The sequence below is a fragment of the Paenibacillus sp. FSL H8-0317 genome (assembly GCF_045040685.1).
Lineage (GTDB): Bacteria > Bacillota > Bacilli > Paenibacillales > Paenibacillaceae > Paenibacillus.
Window position 1 is genome coordinate 5330364 of record NZ_CP150294.1, and the last position, 21685, is coordinate 5352048.

Consider the following 21685-nt stretch of genomic DNA (forward strand, 5'->3'; position numbering starts at 1 on the left):
TTAACTCCTTCCATACATATAGTATGGTATCACAAAAACACAAAGATAATAAGCGGGACATTTTTTTCGATGTGTACATGTCACTTGGTGACACGATTTCAGATGGCGAGGATTAGCTGTGTTGGAGTTTTATGAGTCGGTTGACAACTTATCGGGAAACAAAAAAACAGCCGTGTGAGGGCTGTCTAGAAGTTTATTTGAGGTATTTCTGGTTTAAGCGGCGTAAGAACTGATGTTATAAAGCCTGATAAATGTTCAAATGAGTATCCAATAAGATCACCCACACCTTGATAGCTATAATCTGTCTTGTAAGCAATGTAAAACAAGATGAGAAATGCAGAGCCACCAACAAGTATAAGTTTGTCCTTTAACGATAATGATCTCATGTACAACCTCCCTTTTTAATAGGGATATTATACCATGTGACTACTACACGCTTGCAAATCACCAACGGCTTCCAATCCCACTATTCCACTTACTACATATAGAGTTTAGTCCTACACTATATGTACAGTAGATGTTTTCTTAATTGCTTTTCGTGTTTTAGTTGATCCTCTAACCAACTTCTCAAGAGTGAGTTTTCCTTTAAGAATAAGAGTTGATCCATCTTCAGTCTTACCTTGTTTTGCGTGTACATCATGTTGACGATATGCGCGACAAGGCGCAGATTGTGTTCAATGAGCAGATTGCGAGAGTGAGCATTGCCTTCAGCCATAAGGCGTAAATGTTTGGCTTCATCATCCTCAGCCAGTGGCTGGGGGAACGCATTATTTTTGACATATGAGACGAGTAACGTTAACTCTTTAATGAATAGAGCAATTGCGGTAAACAATCCGGGCACAGATGACACCTCCTGCAGTTTTACAACGATCTGGCCTGAGCACATGTGGGAACAGGGTCGATCTATTGTATGTAGGCAGTGGCCCAGAAGTGCACGTACACTTGAAAAAGGGGATGATCTTGCGAAGATTTCACAGACTCACAGAAACGATGGATCCCACTCGCTGAAGCAGGAGAAATTCTTTTTCCACACTTTCGATAAAATACTTCTTTTCACCAAATAGGACAACATCATTCTGAGCTAATGAAACATCGCTTTTAAAATAGATCACATTGTCCGTTTCCCGAAACGCACCTTTGTAATAAAACATCAGATCCCTCTCCTTCATAACACTACCTATGTAATAAATTAAACCACTACTTACAATCTCATTAACACCATCCCAAAATTAAAAATATCCATGTGCTCCATTCAGATAACTTGATCCAAAACAAAAACCCCAGCCCTGTACAAAACAGAACTGAGGCCTTTACTCACCCTATGGGAATCCCCGTAAATATTCGTGAACCCTTAAATTCCCGTGCATACCGGTTAATCACTTGAAAATGCGTTGAGAGAACTGATACAGGCCGCTGTTCCAGACAGATGGTTCGTGTCCACCTACATCCTGATACCAGGTATGCGGAATGTTCATGCTGCTCAAGCCGTTTTTGAAGTTCTGGCTGACCCATAACAGACCGTCACTTGATCCACAGGAGATCCACAACAATTTGAGTTGGCTAGCGACTTGTCCCGGGTTGGAAACCAGCTGCGATACAGATTGCGTATTCGGTGCGGCCGAGAAGGCCCCTACCCAGGCGAAGGTATTCAGATTTTTCAATCCGAAGTTAAGCGACTGCCCACCACCCATGGACAGTCCGGCTAGCGCACGACTATTCTTGTCTTTGTACACTGGATAATTGGCCTCGATATGAGGAATCAGATCCTTGAGCAGGTCTTGCTCAAACCGTTCAAACGCAGCCACTTTGTCCGGAGCAAAAATGTCACCGACTGGACGGTCGTCCTTCATGGCACGGCCATTCGGCATGACAACGATCATCTGGGACAGCTTGCCTTCCGAATACAGGTTGTCCAAAATGTTCTTGGGTTTCATTGCATTGACCCACTCATGCTCATCCCCGCCGATACCGTGCAGGAGATACAAGACGTTATACTTTTTATTCGGAGAATATCCTGGCGGTGTATACACGGTCGCTTTCCGTGTATTGCCCACCGTTGTGGAGTAATAGGATATCAGATTGGTATTTCCGTGCGGAATATTGTTTCGATAGCCATCAAAACCCGGTGGTGCCGGCACCACCGGAGTATTAGCAAGCGCATTGTTTGCGTCATTGCCGGATACATTCATAGATTCATACGCTGTGTTCTGAGCACCAACCTCGCTGGAATCCGTAGCAAAAGCCATTGTTGGGGCAATCATGGCAACGATCATCGAAAGACTTAAAAGGATTGTAATACGTTTTTTCATCTCAATTTCTCCTCTCAATTTTGTCAAACTTAAGTATGCGTTTCTCGAAGTTTCACTGGATTACGCTTGATGCTGAAGTTCAACTTTTTTCTAACGCGGTGAAGCAAGCTTCCTCTCAAACCAAAATTGAAAGCCCTTACAATAAACAGGTTAGATCACCTCCCTTCCCTTCAGAAAAAACTGAACCTGTAGATTTCACTCTGTTTTTCCGACATGGAATTACTTATATAGTATATTTAAACTTATTTATCCATTTTTCGCAACAATATTTTCATTTCTAGCGATTCAATTCAATGATCTTATAGCATCAGAGTTTTTCTTCTTTCTTCTTTCTTCTTTTTTCTTTCTTCTTTGTTCTTTGTTCTCGAATCATAATCAAAAATTGTAAAATACTGTTGTTAAATTGAATATTTTACCTTATTATAACTTCCATAGGGGGGTGTCTATGAACAATTTCAATAGATTCATAATAGTTTTCTTCTGAGAGATGCTTTCGCAAAAGTTTCAACGTCTCGTTCGCCAATATCTTTTGCAACTACTTTATTTTCTGGGAGGAAAATGATGATGTTCAATGTACGCTTTTCGATCAAAAAAGCATGGGCTTCATTTCTGGTTATTACATTATTGCTGCCTTTACTTGTCGGGTTATGGCCATCCAATGTCTATGCTGCATCTAACAATGAAGGAAAAATATCCATAACCGCAGATGATGAGTTCACACTTTTTATAAACGGCAGACAGACGGGAAAAGGCACCGACTGGGCCAAAGCCTATACGTTCCCTGTGCCGATTCAATCTGGCATCAATGTGATTGCAGTTCAAGCGAAGGATATAGGCCTCTATGCGGGACTGCTGGCAGACCTTAGCTACGGAGATGAGAATCTGGTTACGGATTTCAACTGGAAAGTATCTGAACGATATATTGAAGGTTGGGAGCAACCCAAATTCGATGATTCGTCATGGTCACGTGCTACTGACTTCGGACGGTATGGCAGTGATCCTTGGAAACAGATTAGTGGCATGCCTGAGGAGACCAGTGCACGCTGGATCTGGGCAGGCAAGACCAATGTGAATGCTCCAGTTTCAGAAGCATATTTTCGAATCTCATTTAACGTCTCTGAAGATGGACTGGCTATTAGCAATCCCATTTCTTCTTCAGGTCAATTCGAGCAAGTCGATTATCAGTTAAAACCGACCCAACCCATGCCTGCTTCCATGGTCAAGAGACTTCCCGTGGTAAATGCCGTCTTTGAAACGGTGGAAGAGAAAGGTTCAATAGAACTTAGCACCCAAGAGGCTGCCCAAATCGGTAATAACCTAGCTCCTGGTCAGATCTTTCTCGATCAGTCCTCTGCCCGGGCTATCAAAGTTACAAGCGTCAATAGAAGCTCTGGTGGTATGCGGGTAGATTACATCACTCCGGGTGTGGAGGAATTGTTCGATTACTATGATATTCCCGAGCAGGAGGTCTCGTTCGAAGAGCGTAATATCGTCATGCCTGATCCTGAGATGGTATTGGATAGCAAGGAATGGCTTGTTCAGGAAACCCCTTCCTTGTTAGAGACCGATATAACTGACGATGCTGAAATGCGACAGTTCAACATCGACAACACGATTCAAAATGATTTGGATGCAAATATGGACATGATTGCGGATGCAGAAAGAATGGATATCGCTTCCACGGATATCGCACCCATGGACATGAATGATACAAATGATATGGATCTGAATGAAATAAATTCCACAGAATTAACTGATATTCATTCAACGGACATGAATGATGTGATTCGTGCTGCTGGAGCAGGTGATTTTGCCAATTGCAAAAAATCCGGCAATGAGTTTGTCTGTGATTTCAAGAAGGTACTTGTAAATCAACAAAATGCAAACGGTAACAAAGTGTTCGTTGAAGCAGGTGGCAAGCTCAGCTTGATTGCACCCAAAGTTACGGGGAAATACGGATTTTGGGGAAAATATGATCTGAAATTCACTGCTGGTGAGAAAGCCAACATCTATATCAAAGGTGATGCCAAGTTCAAAAAAGAGGTCAAAGTTCCAATCATGGGCTTCAACATTGGTGCTGGCAATCTCGGAGCCGTATCAGTCGGCGTTTTTCTGGTCATTGGTATTGACGGCAACGTCACCTTTGAATTCCAGGTCGATCAGGGATACACGGTCACTGCAGGAGTTAAAGGAAAAACACGTGTCTTCATCCCTGTCAAAATCCAGCCTTACAGTAGTGTAAACAGATACCTTACGGTTACTCATAAAATTGAGGGACAGATCACAGCTTGGGCAGGAGCCAAAGCTGAAGTCGGTCTGAAAATTGCCGGCAAAAAAATACTTGAGGTAAGTGTTTTTGCCGGCATTGAAGGCACAGGGAAATGGATAAGCAGCAATAATGTGCCCAGTACTATGTCTCTAAAGATTGATGCTCTCGTCAAAGGAGAAGGAGCTGTATTTAATAAGTCCTTCAAACTCTTCGAGCTGCGCTGGAATTTGGTGAATCTGGTGAAAACCCCTACCAATCCGGGAACCGGACAGAACCTGGCACGAAATGCTGCCATAACGGTAACTTCCACCTATCCCGGGTATTCTGCAGCCCGAATCAATGACGGGGATCGTAACACGGCCTTGGGGGAAAGTTATAGCTGGGCCAATAACCGTAATTCCTCACTTCCCCAATATGTCATCATTGATTTGCCGACATCGAGTTCAATCCAGCGAATTGATCTGTATACCACCCAGGGATACCCGCTTGCCAATTATGATCTGCAATACTGGAATGGCTCAAATTGGGTGAATCTTGTACAGATTACAGGCAATCAAGAGTTAACGCGTTCACACACATTTTCAGCAGTCAGTACCTCCAAGATCCGTGTCGTAGCGAGTAAAGGTCCTTCCCATCAGCCAACCTATGTGCGAATCAATGAGCTTGAAATCTATTAAAACAACATACCCAAAAAGCCTCAGCCCCTGGTTACACAGGATGGCTGAGGCTTTCTTGACATCTGTTTAGTGTACGGATACTGGATTAACTACCTCTGCACCCTCGGGTGAAGTCTGTCTGTCTTTCATCAACAGACTGATGAACAAACCCAGCAAACCCAGTGCAGCAATTACTGCGGCATACAAAGGCACTGAGATAAGTCCCGTATGCGTAATTGCATACCCACCCATATAGGCACCAGCGGCATTTCCCAGGTTAAATGCCGAATGACTTGAGGTTGTCGCAAGCAGCGGTGCTTCACGAGTCATATTCATAATCCGAATCTGAAGTCCCGGCATAATACCAAAAGCGGCAACCCCCCAGAAAAATATCGTGAGCACTGCCAGATATTGATTCTCCAGCGTCAGCGTGAGCACTGCCAGAAGAACAGCAAGGATACCAAAGTTGACGATTAACGAAGGCATCAGCTTCCAGTCTGCCAGACGGCCGCCAACCAAATTGCCCAAGGTTACACCGAAGCCAAACAACACCAGAATCCAGGTCACACTTTGCTCCGCAAAGCCGCTAATATCCACAAGCATCGGCGTAATATAGGTGAAGACTGTAAACAAACTTCCGCACCCTAACGCCCCAATAAGCAGAACCAGCAACACTTGGGGACGAACCAGATTCCGGAATTGCTGTCCCAGGTTGGCTGGTGCTCCTTGCGGGAGGACGGGAATGAAACGAATGATACCAATCAACGAAATGATGCCCAAGATCGTAATTGCCCCGAAAGATGACCGCCATCCAAGCTGTTGCCCGATAAACGTACCAAACGGAACGCCAATGATGTTGGCAATCGTAAGGCCCGCAAGAACAACCGATACCGCTCCTGCCCTTCTCTCGGGCGCAACAAGCCGTGTCGCCATGATTGAACCTACACCAAGGAACGTACCATGGGCAAATGCCGTTAATATCCGTGCTGAGATTAACAACCCATAGGTGGGAGCAATAACGGACAATGCGTTCCCGATAATGAAAATGCACATCAGCAGTACCAGCAGTTTTTTCTGCGGAATCTTGTGTGTCAATACGGTCAATATCGGCGCACCTACCGCTACACCAAGCGCATATCCCGTAATGAGTTGTCCAGCCTGCGGAATACTTACATTCAGATCTGTTGCCACATTGGGCAGCAGGCCCATAATAATAAATTCAGTCATACCAATCGCAAAAGCCCCTATCGTCAGGCATAACAGGGATAATGGAAACGCCCCTCGTTTACCTGACTGCGAAGCCTGTGGTTCTGTTGTGTGTCCTGTGGTGCTCATAGATGTTCTCTTCTCCTGTCTCTAATCAACGATTTTCTGTCGCCTTCAACCACAAGGCATCTGTTAGTTGTTCGAACATTCCACACATGGCCAGCTTGTCCCGCCAATGTGCCGGAATGCCGCTTAGCCCGTAATAAGCACCTGCGATTTGTCCGTACACCGCACCCGTGGTATCCGCATCATCACCCAGATTAACAGCTAACAACGCGCCTTCTTCAAAGCTTGACGACTTATGGAACGCCCATAGTGCTGCCTCAAGTGAACGAACCACATAACCACTGCCCTTAATTTCGGGAGGTTCTTTTCTCTGATAAGAACCCAAAACAACCTCTTCAATTGCAGGCGAAAAAGTAGGTTCTTCCCTCCACTGTCTGCATGTCTCCGGCATCAGCATGACGCTCTTGTCCGCTCCGCGCAGACCGGCAACAATTATGGCGACCAGCACTTCACATGCTTCCACGCTTTCTGTTGCAGCATGTGTTGTCCGGGAGCTCAGCCCGGCATAACGAACCGCCTCGTTTGGTTGATTAGCGTAAGCCATCGCGACAGGCGCAAGCCTCATAATAGAGCCATTGCCCGCCGTCATCGGGTCAGTTGATCCGCTGTAAGCTTCTCCAGTTATCTCAAACCTCTCCAAGGCACTTCGCGTGGCCCCGCCGATATCAAAGCAATCGCCTGTACTGCTCATATACCCGACCTTGTACCAATTGGTGTATCTGCGCATCTGATCCGCAGGATCAAAGTTTTCATTGCGTACCAGACTTTCTGCCAAACATAGAGCCATGGATGTATCATCTGTCCACTGCCCTGCCTCCAGCCCGAATACGCCGCCACCCACGATATCCGTTACGGGTTCAAATGTGCCCGGGCTACTGAATTCCACCGTAGTTCCCAACGCATCACCCGCTGCAAGCCCGATGAAGCAGCCATTAAAACGGTCCTTTTGCAGCATGCTTGTCTTCCTCCCTTACTCCATATACTTTCAGAATCTTTCTTCCATTCTCCCACAGGGCCTGATCTGGCGTAAAGCTAATAAAATCCAATACATTCAGCTCCATTTCTTCTATTATAAAAGTGTCGAAAGCTGTTGAACGGCCAGACTATCTAATTTTCATAAAAAAAGTTTTATTTTTTTGAGCTGTAAAAACAGTTTATTCAGTACACCGCTTACATGCAAAAGAGTTAACGGTTTGCAACGTTCACCTTTTTCTGAGAACAAATCATACCTGTGAAAATTTTCAATGTAAACAATCATGACGCACTTGACCCTTTGGTTTGTCCTATGTTACGGTTTTATTAGCTTCAAACGCATATTTTTTCCCAAATTAATATTCATTTTCGGTTTATTGTGTCAACTAATATCCCGTATGTTAATGAATACAGGGAATGAATTTGCAGAAAATTTTCATTTTTTATCCCCAAACTAATTCTGAAACAGGAGGAACAAATTTATGATTAAGGCACTGGTGTTTGATTTCGACGGAACGATTATTGATACAGAGACAGCATGGTATATTGCTTTTCGCGATGCTTACAAGGAACACGGCGTAGATTTAACCCTGGAGATGTATTCACAATGCATCGGTACCAGTCTGAAAACATTTAATCCATATGAGTACCTCATCACAGATTTGAATCTTCCGATCGATCGGGAAGCGTTCAGGGAATCTGTTCAGTTGCAGCACGCTGCATTGATGAACAAAGAGGTGGTTCGTCCGGGCATTCAGAGCTACCTTGATGAAGCGCGTAAAGCTGGACTAAAACTCGCTGTAGCCTCCAGCTCCAAACGGGAGTGGGTTGAACAGCATCTGGAACAATTGAAACTGAAAGACTATTTTGAAGTTATCCGTACGGCAGATGATGTTGCACATGTGAAGCCTGATCCGGAACTCTACAATCAAGCGCTTGAAGCCCTTGGAGTAACTGCAGACGAAGCCGTAGCGATTGAGGATTCACCTAACGGCGCGCGTGCAGCTGCTGCGGCTGGTATGCACTGCGTAGTCATCTCGAATACCATTACAGGAACATTGGAATTCGATATGCCTCACCAACGGCTGTCTTGCTTGACTGACCTTACATTTAACGATTTGATTTCGAAGCCACTCGTCACTACCGTCTAAGGTCTGCACGAATTTCGCGATTCAATCCTTAAAGGGGGAGTTCATACATGAAAGCTGTACATTTTGGTGCGGGCAATATAGGCCGCGGTTTTATCGGTCATATGTTGTCCGCTTCCAACTACGAAGTCTGCTTTGTCGCACGTAACCCGAAGAAAATCTCCATGCTTCAAGAAAGACAGGAATATCCGATTACACTTGCCAATAGCGATCGGGACACTACGATTGTCAACAACGTGACGGCGATCAATGTGAGTGAGCAGAATCTGGTTGCTGAAGAGATCGCTTCAGCCGATGTGATCACAACCGCGGTGGGGGTATCTGCACTCGGAGATATCGCCGAACCTATCGCCAAAGGCATTCAACTCCGCATGAAAAACAATAATCAGGCTCCATTGCATATTATCGCTTGCGAAAATGCCATCGGTGGTAGCACCAGGCTGAAGAAACGCATCTATCCATTTCTGGATGAACAAACTCGCAAAAAAGCTGAACGTTATGTTTCTTTCCCCAATGCAGCTGTGGACCGGATTGTTCCGGCTCAAAACCACAAAGACCCGCTGCAGGTCACTGTTGAACCTTTTTACGAATGGGTCGTTCATCGTCCAGCACTTCTGGATGGATTCAAGAAAATAGATGGCGTCCACTATGTGGATTCGCTTGAACCTTATATTGAGCGTAAAATGTTTACGGTAAATACAGGCCACTGTGTCGCCGCATACTTCGGCTATCTCGAAGGATTCGAGACCATTCGACAGGTCATGAGTAACTCTACCCTTCGGGCCACGGTCCGCCATGTTATGGAAGAGACAGGTCAGATGCTCATCCAGAAGCACGGATTCAACGCACAGAAGCATAACAAATATATCGACACCATACTGGAACGCTTCGCCAATCCCAACCTGACGGATCAGGTCACCCGGGTTGGACGTTCCCCCCTTCGCAAGCTTTCGCCTCATGATCGGCTTGTTCGCCCAGCGCTGCAGGCCAGTGAATTCGGAATTGAAATTCCTCATTTAACTTCTGCTATGGCGGCCGCAATGCTTTTTAATGACAAACACGACGAGGAAGCCATGAAGCTACAACACATGATTCGCGAAGATGGCGTCTCCGCCTTCATCCGTGAACGCATGGGAATTCCCGACGAACATCCCGTTCATCAGAATGTAATCGCCCGTTATCAAGAACTCAGAGGACACAAGGAATCGACTATACTAACCTGAGTAACGGATCAGGGCATGGGTTCGGTCCTGCAAACTGAATAGAAGCACGGCCAAGAAGCCGGGAGGAACCTATGCTGCAGCATCGGTCCTTCTGGCTATTTGTCTATGCACGGCACGGTACATTGTATCTATATTGTAGTAACGTTAACAAAACAGCGCATCTCCTCTCTCAAGGAAACACGCTGTGTAGGGAATCGTTTTAATTTTACTTAGCCGTCCTGCTTAACCATGTGGCTCATCCCTTTTCTACTCATTCATAATGGAATTAAGGGATGCATATGCCATGAGCAGGAAACCTTCCGAAGGTTCACCAATAGGTGCTTGGATGTGGAAAATGAAACCATTGCCGTCCAGTTCTTTCACAATAAAATACTCTGTCTTCTTATCATTCTGGGACATCATATATAATCTTGCATCCTTCATCGGACCGTTGCTGAGTTGTTCAGCCGTTAACTGCTTCACTTCTCCGGTCTCGGACAACTCTTCCTTGGCATCCATCTTCAGCGCATCCAGATTGTAATTCGCCGGCAGCTTCTCAATCTCTACCTCATAATCCGGATCAATCTTCATTGTTAATTCATGGTCTTCCGCGTCAAAAGCCATCGGTTCAAACACATAAAGTGAATAACCTTTTGCTTGTGCCAATGTCACTGGACGTTTCTCGGTTATTCCTTCTACCGTCACTTCCAGCTCTGATGTCTTCGGACGATCGGACGTTACTGTACCGCCTGCATTGGAACCGTTATTGTCATTACTCGATTCAATCTTTGCAATCTCTGTAAGTACCAACTGTTTCGTTGTTGCATCAATCGTTTTCTCTACATATTTGAAACGCACGGAATCTTCGTCATCGATATCATCCAGAGACTTCTGCAGATCTTCGCTCACCTGGAATGACATCGGCTTCTCATTCACTCGAATCTCCACGGTATGCGGATCAGCCCATCCAGTCAGAATACCTTCTGCTTCAATTGCAGCACTTTCATTTGGTTGTTGCTCCGGTGCTGGTGACTGTTCTTCCGTATTATTCACTGTTGGCTGTGCAGCAGGATTACTGTTCCCACATGCCACAAGCGAGAATCCCATAAGTAAAACCAGGAGTGATGCACTGACTTTCATTGTATTTCCTTTTCGCATATGAACACCTCCGTTAGCTTATACGCAATGATGCTTGTCCATGTTGCTTCTCATCCATTGGCTTGGCTGTATACTAGTACTTACACGGGAGACAGGCAGCTCAATCATGAAAAATGTCTGAACGATTATTGTAATCCTCTACCTAACTGGCTTGATCCATCTGTACCAGTTTGGCATTGGCTCCGTTAAATGCTTTGGTCTGGAGGTTAAATTGCTTTCGGAATTCAGCAAGCTTCGCATATTCGCTATTCCGTACCCGAATGGCTCGCTTAATCTTAACCAGATTAGGTTCTGCACTTTCTCTCATTAGATCATACAGCTGCTCATCGGCACTTAGACTCAACTGATACGAGGCAATAAAATTTTCCAATGCACGTGCTCTTGCTTCATATTGATCCAGCACCTTTTCCGCCTGTGCCAACGTATCTTCTTTTTCAAATGATAGTTCTTTCAATGAACTGCGCAGGGCCACCGCCTTCTCGTTGGTCTGTTTCATGGCCTCTTCCGCCTGTTTCAACAACGTTCTTCGTTCATGAATATGATCTGCTGCCTGATCCAGCAGTGCTTCGAGATCACTATTTTTGTTCTTGCCCTTGTCTAAAATAGATTTGTATAACTTCATATCCTCCTGCTCATGACTGACCAGCGTCTTCAGACTCTGATCGATCTCCTGACCACTGAGCACCAATTGGTTCACCTGATTTGCCGCAGGCTCCTGCGGATCTCCACAACCACTTACCAGCAGAATTAGCAATACGCTGACTGCCGCAAGCGCCACTTTTTTACTCGTTAGCACCCAAGTTCTTCCTCTCTTGCATCATCATCTTGTTGTTATATTACAAACGGCTATCTGCGCTAAAATTAGCTACCCAGTGTGCATCCGGATCGTATACTTCGAACTCGTAACCCCGATCCTCAAGTAGCTTCAGAATACGCGGTAAAGCCTGAACGGTCTGCTCGCGCTCGTGCATCAGAATCACTTCCTTATCCCGATGTACACTTTTGCTCACCCGGGCCACAATCTTGTCCGGCTGACCGGGAAGATTCCAATCGAGTGAATCTGTCGTCCAGTCCCACAATTTGAACCCGGCCGCAGCAATGTCACCTCTGAACTTTTCACCGATCTGTGGACTGCTGCCATAAGGTGCACGAATCAGATGAGGTGTAAAACCAATCAGGTCCTGCACCATCTTCTGCTCTTTCTTGAACTCTTTCACAAAGTTCGCAGAACTGCCGCTCTTATACAGCTTTTTATAGTTATGCGTCATGCTGTGGAGTCCAGGGTAACTGCCTTCCTTCAACAGCCGTTTCACTGCTTCCGGATGCTGATTCAACTGACGTCCGATCATGAAAAAGGTAGCCTTTGCCTCATGCTGCTTCAAAATATCCAGCAGTTGTTCCGTATATTCAGTTGGCCCATCATCAAACGTTATGTATGCCAATTTGCGAACCTGGCCCTGGAACCGGGCCGGCTCCTCCTTCGCATCCGGAGTAACTTGTATCATGCCAAGCTTGGCGGGCTGTTCTATTACAGTAATCGGAGGCGGCGCCACAACGCTTTTGATCCAATGCGTCATGCCAAGGAATACATATGTAATACCGGTAACGAACAGTACCAGGAGCATTAGAGCTATGCTTACCCTTCCATACCGGATTTTTCTTCGTTTATGTGTTTTCGTGCGACTTGTGCTAGGCGGAATACTGCCACGTTCTCCCGCTCTCTCTTGTTGAACTCTCACTGTCATGCCACTTCCTTACTTTCATTTTTTCCCGATTATTGGTATATTATCTCGTTTCATGTCTCTATATAGAAGATTAATAGAAAAATGGATCGGGAGAATGACAGAATAGTTACAAGCCCGGTTACAATCTACTTATCTCTTCGTTCTCTTTATCTTTCCTGCGGTTACCTTCTCCTGTATAATGAAGTGATTTACGCCATCAGACTTCAAGAAGGAGCTACACCCATGACAAGCTTGAACCATGCCGGCAGATCCATCTATCTGTTATTCTTTGTCGGCATTATCGCCATTTCTTTTTCTTCGATCTTTGTACGCTGGTCCACCGCAGATGTTGCGGTCATTGCCATGTACCGTCTATTTCTGACCAATCTGCTAATGCTGCCTTTTGTCTGGAAATACAGACATGAGATGACGCGTCTACACTTACGGCAGTGGGGCTTGCTGCTTGCATCCGGTGTGATGCTGGCCCTTCATTTCCTGCTCTGGATGGGTTCGCTGCGGCTCACCAGTGTTGCCAGTTCCACAGTTATTCTCGCGCTGGAGCCTATACTGATTCTTGCCGGTTCGGTATGGCTGTTCAAAGCCAAAATTAACCGCATGATGATCATTGGCATGGGCATCGCCCTGTTTGGATCAATCGTCATTGGCGCAGGAGATTTCCAGTTGGCAGGTACTGCTCTGCAAGGTGATATCCTGTCTTTACTTGGCACAATTGCAGTTGCTGTCCATATGCTGCTGGGTCAATTTTTGCGAGCGGGACTTAGTGCATTTTCGTATAACTTCTGGGTATTCTTCGTGGCTGCCTGCACGCTGGCGGTATATAATCTGATCATGGGCCATCCGTTCGGAGGTTACGCTGCGTCAGAGTGGGGAATCTTCCTGCTGCTCGCCATTGTGCCAACGATCTTTGGACATTATCTCTTCAACTGGCTGCTTCAATATATGAATGCCACAACGGTATCCATGGGCGTACTTGGGGAACCCGTATTCTCTTCGTTGCTGGCCTGGATGCTGCTCGGCGAATCCCTCAGTGCATTACAGATGTCTGCCGGGGTTGTCATTATATTCGGGGTATGGATCTTCATTCGATATGGCAAAACCAAACCTCAACCTATTCCTGCTGATGCTCCTATCGCTGGCAAAGGGCCTGTTGAACCTACCACGGTATAACGATTTTTTTCGTAATGCATAGTTATAAACGACTCTACCACTCTCATAAGGCGGTGTATTTTGATGAAAAACATTGTATCCATGCGCTGGCTGCTCGCCAGAATGTATGAACCGGATTTGGTCATTGCAGATTGCCGATTCTTGCTCGGTCAGCCGGAGGCTGGAAGACAAGCCTATGAAGCTGGACATATTCCAGGAGCTGTCTTTCTCGATTTGGAAAAAGATCTGTCTTCTCCTGTGTCTGCACACGGAGGGCGTCACCCGCTTCCTGATCCGGCTGTTCTCGCAAGTCGTCTCTCCAAAGCTGGCATCGGCTCGAATAGTCGTATTGTTGCTTATGACGATCAAGGCGGGATGAATGCATCTCGGCTATGGTGGCTGCTGCGCTACATCGGTCATGAACAGGTGTATATCATGGACGAAGGTTTCTCCGCTTGGAAAAACGCCAAATTCCCCGTGACCACGGATGTGCCCGTTCAGATCCCGGCATCTTTTGAGGTGAATGTGCAGCCAGCCATGCTGGCAAGTGCCCAGGATGTTCAGCAGGCTTCGGCAAGTGGCAGCTCCGTGTTAATCGACTCCCGTGATGCTCGCCGCTATGCGGGTCTGGAGGAACCGATTGATGCCAAGGCCGGACATATTCCGGGTGCGGTGAATTATTTTTGGAAAGATGTGTTGGATTGGGATGGACGTTGGACAGATACTGGGGTGTTAGAAGAGCGTTTTAGTAAGCTGGACAAGGATGGTGCGATTATCGTGTATTGCGGCTCCGGCGTATCAGCTTGCCCGAACGTGATTGCACTGGAAGAAGCGGGATTCTCGAATGTGAAATTGTATTCCGGAAGCTGGAGCGACTGGATTAGCTATGATGAGAATCCGGTGGCAACGGGGGAAGAGAACTAATCGTTATCCAGAATCATGGGGCTATTGGGATCGTTGAGCCTTGTTCGGGTTGCTAGGAACATATCTCTTTGGTACCCCAATATCACCTCAGATGTTCTTACTGCACTCCTACTGCTCAGAATGCTATTTCATATTCTGCGAAAGGTACCAAGATTCCGCTAGCGGACTGAATTGGCCGGCTTTTCCAGCTCATTTTCACAACGGGCTGGAGAAGCCGGGTATACGAAATTAAAGCTGTAATTCAATAGCCAGTGTTTGATTCATCGTAACAACTCCTCTTCTTAATGTTTATCAAGAGGACAGTTAAATTTAACTAAATCAAAAGTCATTCAATTTTCAAAATTAAGATGCGAAGCTTCAAAGAGCTGGCCCATTTGAATGCAGGCATACATAATCTCTAATGAGAACCACAACAATGAGTTGCGCTTAAAAAAGGAATATATTCATTTTAGATATCAAAACTTTATTATTTTATACATGATTTGATAAGAAGAGGAATCAAATTCAATTCTCCTATTTTTATCTTTTCAATATTATTTTTTATTTTCGAAATATTCTTGTCATTGGGTCTAACCTTATTCTTTAATTGCAAGTTTCTTGTTTTCAGTGCTAATTGTTCAATTAATGAATACTCAGAGTAAAGCTGATCGAAATCTGTCATGTTAATGATATTGTAATCTTTTAGATATTTGAGCCGAAAAAGCATTATTTTTTTGTGTTCCCATATTATATGCAAAGGTCTCATATCATCTTTATAGCTAGAAATATTACGAATCAAATAATCATATACAGATATTCCATGCACTATCCTTGTATCGCAATTTTGCATAATAGATAGGGAGTACAGTGAGTCAATAGAATTCACATAATCTGATAGCTGTTGTAACATAATATTTATATTAAAATCATATGTTGAATACGGGTGTATTTTAAATATTGAAATTAAACCTTCTCTATACCACCCTTCCCTTCCTCCCTCCACAAACGCACTTTCGAATTCTCGAAAAGTCAACTTACTACGCCTGATGACATTATTCTCATTATATCCAATTAATTCAAAAATTCCATTTTGTAAGTCATAACCATAAATCATATTTCCATGGTAATATGTATATTCTTTATATCCCTTACCTTGAGGAACATAAAACTCATCAAGTAGCACGTCTACGTAGTTATTATCATCAATAGCTTCTATTATAAACTGAACAATACTAACATTATTTTTTTTCAATAGGGAATACTTAATGTTCTGTACTCTTAAATACGGACAAAATGAGTAAAAATCATCATTTAAGTATATACCTGTATTAAAATTTATAGGATTTGCATGTATACTAAAGTCTTTATAACAATACATTTGAATGAAATTCGAGACAAACCAAGGTTTATATGCATTATCTCTAGGTGTACATAATGCAATTCCCATGTAAACTGCTGTATCAAAACTAAAGGGAATTGTTCTACTATGTATCCATTCGCCTAATGAATCTCCACAGTACAATTTTACATAACTATCGTTCCGTTCAATTTTCATTCGGGCTGGAAATTCAGAATCACATAAATATTCATATGTTGAAACCTCATTTGTACTTTCTCTCATTTGTACTACTATCCCGTTAACTGATGGTGTAGCAAATATAGAAATATACCTTGAATCGGATGTTAGGTTTTCACGAAACATTAGACCAGCTTTTGCCCATACACTAGTATTTTTTTGATAATCTATTTTAAATTCCATTCCCCCATTTCCTTCTAGTATGGAATAAATAAATTTAAATGAATCATTTTGTCCAGTAACGTCTCCTTCGTTGCAACATGCGCCTTTAAGTTCTTTTATACAAATCTTATGATTGGGTTCAAGATTTTTTTCGTCACCATAATCAGATATACTTTTTTCAAACCAATCATTTTTAAAATAATATTCAGGTATTGTTTTAAGATCTGAAAACTCAACGTTATAAGCATTATCAGAATCGTCATCGAGGAGAATTGAAGATATGTTTGCATAATGTGGGTACGATGTAAGGAAACTTTTCTTACTTAAGGCTAGAGTTTTTTTCATTTTTCCACCTTCACTTTTAAAATTTAGAGTATATGCTCTGGTTAATTATTCTGGTACTGCTTCACATAAGTTAGTTTATCCTCAACAGCCTGCTTAAGTTGTGTTAAAGAAGCCTCCTCAGATAATTGGTTAAACAGATGGTTTATATATGCGTTTCTAGTAGGACCCCAAAAAAGGTATTCAAACTCATTCTCAAGAGCAGCCAAGCTATTCCTATTAAATGGAGTTCTACTAAAGAAGACAGAAGTATCAACTTCCCTGAGATAGTCAATATGTTCGCCAAATTTCTTTGAGTCATCCTGTCTCTCTAATGGGGCCACTCCTTGATAAAAGAGTTGCAACTGAAATTCTTTTGAAATGATAATATTGATACAATCTATGATGATGTCAATGGAACGAGAAGTTGAATTCACATAGATATTGAGACCATTTTCTGGATATCCAATTTTGTTTTCAAATGTTGGTATCGCAGTACATTGATATTCGATGTTGTTTTCAATAAATTTACGCATAACTTGATGACCCATTGATGGAAACATTTCAAAATTTCCTACTCCACCGAAAACCAGTGCTAGTTTATTGATTGGTTTATTTCCAGGTAAAGAATATGCTCTTTTCAGAAATTCAGTCAATTCTTTCCAACTATCTAAATAACTCATAGTTTCTCCGTCATCATCAAGATAGCTCAAAGATAATTGTCTCAGAGTATGAGATAAGTGCCCTGTATTTAACAGATACTTTTTTGAACTGAAACGGCTTGAGCAGTCTTTTAAATTATTTATCAAATCACTCCAAGATTCTAAACTTTTAATTGATAAGTCTGTCTCCTTCTGGAAATTAACTGAATAATAAAAACCATACACACATTTTGTGAATGGAATTTTATATAATCTCGTTTGATCATTCTTAAGATGCGGGTAGTACTCTAATAGGTTCATTTCAAATCTATTCGTTTTTCCCTTCGGTATCAACTCGCCAGTTGAATCTACTACAATGTCAATTGATTTTCCTCTTTCAAGCAAAGAAGATACAGATCCAGCTTTGGAAGAAATATATTTAATAGAGTAACTTGGATATTTATTGTTTATAGCTTCTCTTAGCATAGTAAGAAAGTGCGCTTCCGACTGAAAGCCTATTGCCATTAATAAAGAAGCGTCAGAATAAAAGATAATTTCCTTTTTCATATTTTACCCTCCTTTTGAAATCAGATATTAGATAGGACATCGTTGCCGTACAGCGATGATTGTAAATGAAATAATTTATGATATGCTCCATTCTCACGCAAGAGTTGTTTGTGATTTCCAACCTCAAGTATTTCTCCTTTATCAAGAAATATAATCTTATCCGCAAGTGTCGCTGAACCTAGACGGTGAGAAATGATGACCGCAATTTGGTCTTTTGCATAATTTTGAAATTGTTTATACAACTTCATTTCCGCAAAAGAATCCATTGAAGCCGTAGGTTCATCCAAAACTGCTATAGAAGCTTCTTTTAGATAGGAACGAGCTAATGCAAGTTTTTGTTTCTCTCCTCCAGAAAGGTCTATTCCTTTATTGTATAAATCTCCAATTGGTTGATCTAAACCCAGTGAATGTTTGAGTATCACCTGCTTACAGTTAGACTTCTCAATCGCCTCAATAAATATGTCAGAATCATATTTTAAATTTGTATCTCCTAATAGAATATTTTCGCCAATAGTAAGTAAAAATGTATTGTAATCTTGAAATACCGCCACTGCCTGACTAAGTATATATCTAGGATGAAGCTCTTTTATATTCTGACCATTTACATAGATATCGCCTGTTGTCGGCTTTGATAGGCCAAGTAGTAGCCGTATAAATGTTGTTTTTCCTGCGCCATTCTCACCAACAATAGCAACTTTCTCATTTGATTTAAAAATAATATTTATATTCTTCAAGGCAAATACATTGTCATTTTTATATGAGAATGATACGTTTTTAAATTCTATTTCGACTATTTTATCAGTATGAATATTCTGAGGGGGTGATACACTAATTTCATCAAGGAAGTTAAATAATCTTTGAATTAATGACGAATCAAATTTCATATTGGACAGATTATTATTAAAAGTATTTATCGCATTGAAAATTGTGTTGCCAGCGAAAAAGAATGTTGTAAACTCACCGATACTTATTTTATTATCAATTACAGCAAAAATGGCGAATAGTATTGATCCCCTATGCAATACAAAAAAAAGAAACTGCCCCGTTGATCCATCAAGTTGATTTTTTATATTTACGCTCTTTGTCTTTGCAAGAAATTTATCAGCATATTCAATAAACTTTTTCAACAAAAAATCATAACCATTTAATAATCTAATCTCTTTCTCATACTTCGATCCGGTTAAAAGATCTGAGAAATAAGTCATTCTTCTATTTAGATGATTAATATCATCGTAAATTTTCAGATTTCTTCTTGTTGCTCGAAATTTAAGAATAATATCTGGTAGGATTACAATGATCCATTGAATAGGAAGCATCCAATAAAAAGAGAATAATACAGTTAATGTAGTGATTAACTGAATAGTCGAAGTCACTAAACCTAAATTTTTTGTGAAGTAAGCTACAAGCTTATTTCCATCAATGCTTCTTATACTTTGAAGTAAATCCTGATAGGCAGGCCTTTCGATTACTTCTTGATGAACTGAAGCAGATTTCATCATCAACTTTTTGGATAAAGAAATCTGAATACTATACTGTATAACGTTGTGCAAGTATGAAGTCGCTTGTGTTAATACGTTCGGCAAGATTAAAGCAGAAAGAATGTAACATACCGAAATGGTAATCACGAATTGAATTGAAGCATTACTTTCTTTCAAAAGTATGGAGGTAGATGAATCAACAAGATAGCTTAAAATTATTAACGCACTTGAAGGTAAAAGAGCAATGATCAGATTACCAGTAAGTAACAAATAAAATTTTGATTTATTATTTGAATAAATGAATTTTAGTGTTAGCCATCCCGTCTTAAACATTAACCACATCTCCGTTTCGGTACCATTGAGCTTGAGTATCAAACATTCTTTTATATTGCCCTTCCAAATTAATCAATGAGTGATGAGTACCTACTTCGATAATTTCTCCATCATTTATTACAATAATTTTATCTGCATGAGTAATTGAACCTAGCCTATGGGTTATCAATATATTGGCTTTATTAAGGGCCAATTCATTAAATAAATTAAAAATTTCAACTTCAGTTTTTGGATCAAGTGCAGCTGTCGGTTCGTCAAGTATATATAATAATTTTCCATGAAAAAATGTTCTTGCAAATGCGGCTTTTTGCCATTCCCCTCCCGAAAGCTGAACATTTTCAAACTGTTTTCCCAAAACTTTCTCGAGTTCATCCTGTCTAAAGCCACACTTAAAGATAAAATCCAATTGTCTTGAATTCATAGAACCGATAGATTCATCACTTAACGATATATTCTGCAATAAAGTCCCTTCGATTTTTAAATAATTTTGAAAAATATATCCTATCTGGTTGTATATTAATTTTTTATCAACATCTGAATAATCTGTATCATTTATGAAAACCTGTCCATTAGTCGGTTCATAAATGCCTGCAATAATATTAGCTAATGTTGTTTTGCCCGCTCCATTCAATCCTACAATTGCTAACGTTTGGCCAGACTTGATTTCCAGATTAATATTTTTCAATATATATTTTTCGCTATTCGGATATTTAAATGAAACATTCTCTAATCGAATGATTCTATTATTAGATGTCCTCCCAATGACCCCTTTTGAAACAGGTTTCAGATCATTCTCAAAAGTTCGATAAAAACTTAACAATTCCGTTATATTATTTTTATTGATATTGAAAGTCTTCAGTGTGGAACCGACATTATTAATCATTGGTGTTAGCTGTGAAATAAAAGAAACTAACCCAGCGAAAGCTCCAATATTCGCCTGACCGTAATAGATACTTATAGAAGTTGATACAAAAAAAACACCTACCATGAGAAAACCAGTCCCATTTATTAAAATATTTTGTTTGTAATGTTTTTTCTGCAAACTTATTGTTACATTTTTTATTTTTGTGACTTTCTCTTCCCACTTGCTAAGGATAAAGTCTATAAAATTGTAGATTCTTACTTCTTTAGAGAAATCCACATTGGTTAAAATGTTGGTCAGGTAACTCGCTTGACGTTCTTCAAAAGTTAAATTTTTTTGGCTCTCATATTCGCGATTACTTTGAATAAACGAACTTACAGAATAGATCAAAATACTAACAAGAAAAATAATACAAAGAAAAATGTTTAGAGAGAATGTATATATTACGAATCCTGTGAACGCTATGATTGTCTGAAGTAATCCTTGAAATCCTTCAATTAAATAAAATATCGAACTTCCGTTCGCTTTCGCCCTTGAAATCAAAAATTGAGTATCTTCAGTCTCTAAATCAATGATAGGAATTCTACGTGTGATGTTTATTAAATCTAGCGCCTGCAGTGTTTGCAATCTATTGAAAAGAGTATTTGCTGTGAGATTCTGCAAGCTCACAGCAATAATTTGTATAAAGGAAATTACACTTAAGAAGAGAAAAAGATTTAAACTACTTTCTGTATTTTTTTTCAATAAAGAGTAAATTAGATCAGTAATTAAAAATGCTTGTATCCCTGGAAATGTCCCTATCAGAACTGTAGATAAAAAGTATGTAATCGTAGTAACAGGATTTATTTTTATTAATTTCTTATATGAAAATAGAATTGCAGATAAAGTTGTTATTTTAAACATCG

17 protein-coding genes and 1 pseudogene are annotated in these 21685 nt (G+C 41.5%); 5 read left to right on the top strand and 13 right to left on the bottom strand.

Translation table 11 applies throughout. From position 1 onward, the window contains the following. Positions 1 to 185: 185 nt before the first annotated feature. The 4 genes and pseudogenes from MHB43_RS23905 to MHB43_RS23920 form a co-directional block, all read right to left on the bottom strand. The gene (locus MHB43_RS23905) at positions 186 to 386 is read right to left on the bottom strand and encodes a hypothetical protein (RefSeq protein WP_405130563.1); all 201 of its coding nucleotides are present in this window, start codon (positions 384 to 386) and stop codon (positions 186 to 188) included. A gap of 257 nt (positions 387 to 643) precedes the next feature. After that, a pseudogene (locus MHB43_RS23910) lies at positions 644 to 841 on the bottom strand (RNA polymerase subunit sigma-70); the annotation flags it as partial. Positions 842 to 971: 130 nt separating this feature from the next. Continuing rightward, a complete protein-coding gene (locus MHB43_RS23915; RefSeq protein ID WP_036615241.1) occupies positions 972 to 1151 on the bottom strand; it encodes a hypothetical protein in 180 nt (59 codons plus the stop codon). Positions 1152 to 1376: 225 nt separating this feature from the next. Then, complete coding sequence (locus tag MHB43_RS23920; protein WP_397376299.1) at positions 1377 to 2189, bottom strand: alpha/beta hydrolase; 813 nt, start codon at positions 2187 to 2189, stop codon at positions 1377 to 1379. Between the two features lie 678 nt (positions 2190 to 2867). Here MHB43_RS23920 and MHB43_RS23925 point away from each other — a divergent pair. Next, positions 2868 to 5255, top strand: coding sequence for a hypothetical protein (locus tag MHB43_RS23925; protein ID WP_405130564.1), 2388 nt, complete (start codon positions 2868 to 2870; stop codon positions 5253 to 5255). Between the two features lie 66 nt (positions 5256 to 5321). Here MHB43_RS23925 and MHB43_RS23930 read toward each other — a convergent pair whose 3' ends face one another. Further along, positions 5322 to 6569: an MFS transporter gene (locus tag MHB43_RS23930; RefSeq protein WP_405130565.1), complete on the bottom strand. Its 1248-nt coding sequence runs from the start codon at positions 6567 to 6569 to the stop codon at positions 5322 to 5324. Positions 6570 to 6594: 25 nt separating this feature from the next. Further along, the gene (locus MHB43_RS23935) at positions 6595 to 7521 is read right to left on the bottom strand and encodes an ADP-ribosylglycohydrolase family protein (protein ID WP_405130566.1); all 927 of its coding nucleotides are present in this window, start codon (positions 7519 to 7521) and stop codon (positions 6595 to 6597) included. A 499-nt stretch (positions 7522 to 8020) separates the two neighbouring features. Here MHB43_RS23935 and MHB43_RS23940 point away from each other — a divergent pair, with 499 nt between their 5' ends. Together MHB43_RS23940 and MHB43_RS23945 are read left to right on the top strand one after the other, a co-directional pair. After that, positions 8021 to 8689, top strand: coding sequence for an HAD family hydrolase (locus MHB43_RS23940; RefSeq protein WP_405130567.1), 669 nt, complete (start codon positions 8021 to 8023; stop codon positions 8687 to 8689). Positions 8690 to 8736: 47 nt separating this feature from the next. Further along, the gene (locus MHB43_RS23945; RefSeq protein WP_405130568.1) at positions 8737 to 9909 is read left to right on the top strand and encodes a mannitol-1-phosphate 5-dehydrogenase; all 1173 of its coding nucleotides are present in this window, start codon (positions 8737 to 8739) and stop codon (positions 9907 to 9909) included. Between the two features lie 246 nt (positions 9910 to 10155). Here the strand turns inward: MHB43_RS23945 and MHB43_RS23950 are convergent, their stop codons facing one another. The 3 genes from MHB43_RS23950 to MHB43_RS23960 form a co-directional block, all read right to left on the bottom strand. Then, entirely contained in the window at positions 10156 to 11046 is an 891-nt protein-coding gene (locus tag MHB43_RS23950) for a hypothetical protein (RefSeq protein ID WP_405130569.1), read from the bottom strand. 142 nt (positions 11047 to 11188) lie between these two features. Next, positions 11189 to 11842 (bottom strand): YkyA family protein, encoded by a 654-nt coding sequence (locus MHB43_RS23955; protein ID WP_221824386.1) that lies wholly within the window; start codon positions 11840 to 11842, stop codon positions 11189 to 11191. Positions 11843 to 11882: 40 nt separating this feature from the next. Then, the gene (locus MHB43_RS23960; protein WP_313771507.1) at positions 11883 to 12785 is read right to left on the bottom strand and encodes a polysaccharide deacetylase family protein; all 903 of its coding nucleotides are present in this window, start codon (positions 12783 to 12785) and stop codon (positions 11883 to 11885) included. A 228-nt stretch (positions 12786 to 13013) separates the two neighbouring features. Here MHB43_RS23960 and MHB43_RS23965 point away from each other — a divergent pair, with 228 nt between their 5' ends. Both MHB43_RS23965 and MHB43_RS23970 read left to right on the top strand, forming a co-directional pair. Continuing rightward, complete coding sequence (locus MHB43_RS23965; RefSeq protein ID WP_405130570.1) at positions 13014 to 13958, top strand: DMT family transporter; 945 nt, start codon at positions 13014 to 13016, stop codon at positions 13956 to 13958. A 63-nt stretch (positions 13959 to 14021) separates the two neighbouring features. Then, positions 14022 to 14861, top strand: a complete 840-nt coding sequence (locus MHB43_RS23970) for a sulfurtransferase (RefSeq protein ID WP_405130571.1) — start codon at positions 14022 to 14024, stop codon at positions 14859 to 14861. A 466-nt stretch (positions 14862 to 15327) separates the two neighbouring features. Here MHB43_RS23970 and MHB43_RS23975 read toward each other — a convergent pair whose 3' ends face one another. Genes MHB43_RS23975 through MHB43_RS23990 form a run of 4 tightly spaced genes read right to left on the bottom strand, consistent with a single transcriptional unit; the run spans position 15328 to position 21683 of the window. Then, entirely contained in the window at positions 15328 to 16923 is a 1596-nt protein-coding gene (locus MHB43_RS23975; RefSeq protein WP_405130572.1) for a hypothetical protein, read from the bottom strand. A 41-nt stretch (positions 16924 to 16964) separates the two neighbouring features. After that, entirely contained in the window at positions 16965 to 18107 is a 1143-nt protein-coding gene (locus MHB43_RS23980; protein ID WP_405130573.1) for a hypothetical protein, read from the bottom strand. A gap of 20 nt (positions 18108 to 18127) precedes the next feature. Then, positions 18128 to 19918 carry an ABC transporter ATP-binding protein gene (locus tag MHB43_RS23985; protein ID WP_405130574.1) on the bottom strand — a complete coding sequence of 597 codons (1791 nt, stop codon included), beginning with the start codon at positions 19916 to 19918 and terminating at the stop codon, positions 18128 to 18130. Next, on the bottom strand, positions 19911 to 21683 hold the full coding sequence (locus tag MHB43_RS23990) for an ABC transporter ATP-binding protein (protein ID WP_405130575.1): 1773 nt from the start codon (positions 21681 to 21683) through the stop codon (positions 19911 to 19913). Before MHB43_RS23990 ends, MHB43_RS23985 begins: the two co-directional genes overlap by 8 nt. Positions 21684 to 21685 lie beyond the last annotated feature (2 nt).

What these genes read in the sequence shown, in the direction of transcription:
- MHB43_RS23930 (WP_405130565.1), bottom strand. Translation starts at nt 6,569, where the DNA reads ATGAGCACCACAGGACACACAACAGAACCACAGGCTTCGCAGTCAGGT.
- MHB43_RS23980 (WP_405130573.1), bottom strand. Translation starts at nt 18,107, where the DNA reads ATGAAAAAGGAAATTATCTTTTATTCTGACGCTTCTTTATTAATGGCA.
- MHB43_RS23905 (WP_405130563.1), bottom strand. Translation starts at nt 386, where the DNA reads ATGAGATCATTATCGTTAAAGGACAAACTTATACTTGTTGGTGGCTCT.
- MHB43_RS23925 (WP_405130564.1), top strand. Translation starts at nt 2,868, where the DNA reads ATGATGATGTTCAATGTACGCTTTTCGATCAAAAAAGCATGGGCTTCA.
- MHB43_RS23990 (WP_405130575.1), bottom strand. Translation starts at nt 21,683, where the DNA reads ATGTTTAAAATAACAACTTTATCTGCAATTCTATTTTCATATAAGAAA.
- MHB43_RS23970 (WP_405130571.1), top strand. Translation starts at nt 14,022, where the DNA reads ATGAAAAACATTGTATCCATGCGCTGGCTGCTCGCCAGAATGTATGAA.
- MHB43_RS23945 (WP_405130568.1), top strand. Translation starts at nt 8,737, where the DNA reads ATGAAAGCTGTACATTTTGGTGCGGGCAATATAGGCCGCGGTTTTATC.
- MHB43_RS23985 (WP_405130574.1), bottom strand. Translation starts at nt 19,918, where the DNA reads ATGTTTAAGACGGGATGGCTAACACTAAAATTCATTTATTCAAATAAT.
- MHB43_RS23950 (WP_405130569.1), bottom strand. Translation starts at nt 11,046, where the DNA reads ATGCGAAAAGGAAATACAATGAAAGTCAGTGCATCACTCCTGGTTTTA.
- MHB43_RS23940 (WP_405130567.1), top strand. Translation starts at nt 8,021, where the DNA reads ATGATTAAGGCACTGGTGTTTGATTTCGACGGAACGATTATTGATACA.
- MHB43_RS23975 (WP_405130572.1), bottom strand. Translation starts at nt 16,923, where the DNA reads ATGAAAAAAACTCTAGCCTTAAGTAAGAAAAGTTTCCTTACATCGTAC.
- MHB43_RS23965 (WP_405130570.1), top strand. Translation starts at nt 13,014, where the DNA reads ATGACAAGCTTGAACCATGCCGGCAGATCCATCTATCTGTTATTCTTT.
- MHB43_RS23935 (WP_405130566.1), bottom strand. Translation starts at nt 7,521, where the DNA reads ATGCTGCAAAAGGACCGTTTTAATGGCTGCTTCATCGGGCTTGCAGCG.
- MHB43_RS23920 (WP_397376299.1), bottom strand. Translation starts at nt 2,189, where the DNA reads ATGAATGTATCCGGCAATGACGCAAACAATGCGCTTGCTAATACTCCG.
- MHB43_RS23915 (WP_036615241.1), bottom strand. Translation starts at nt 1,151, where the DNA reads ATGTTTTATTACAAAGGTGCGTTTCGGGAAACGGACAATGTGATCTAT.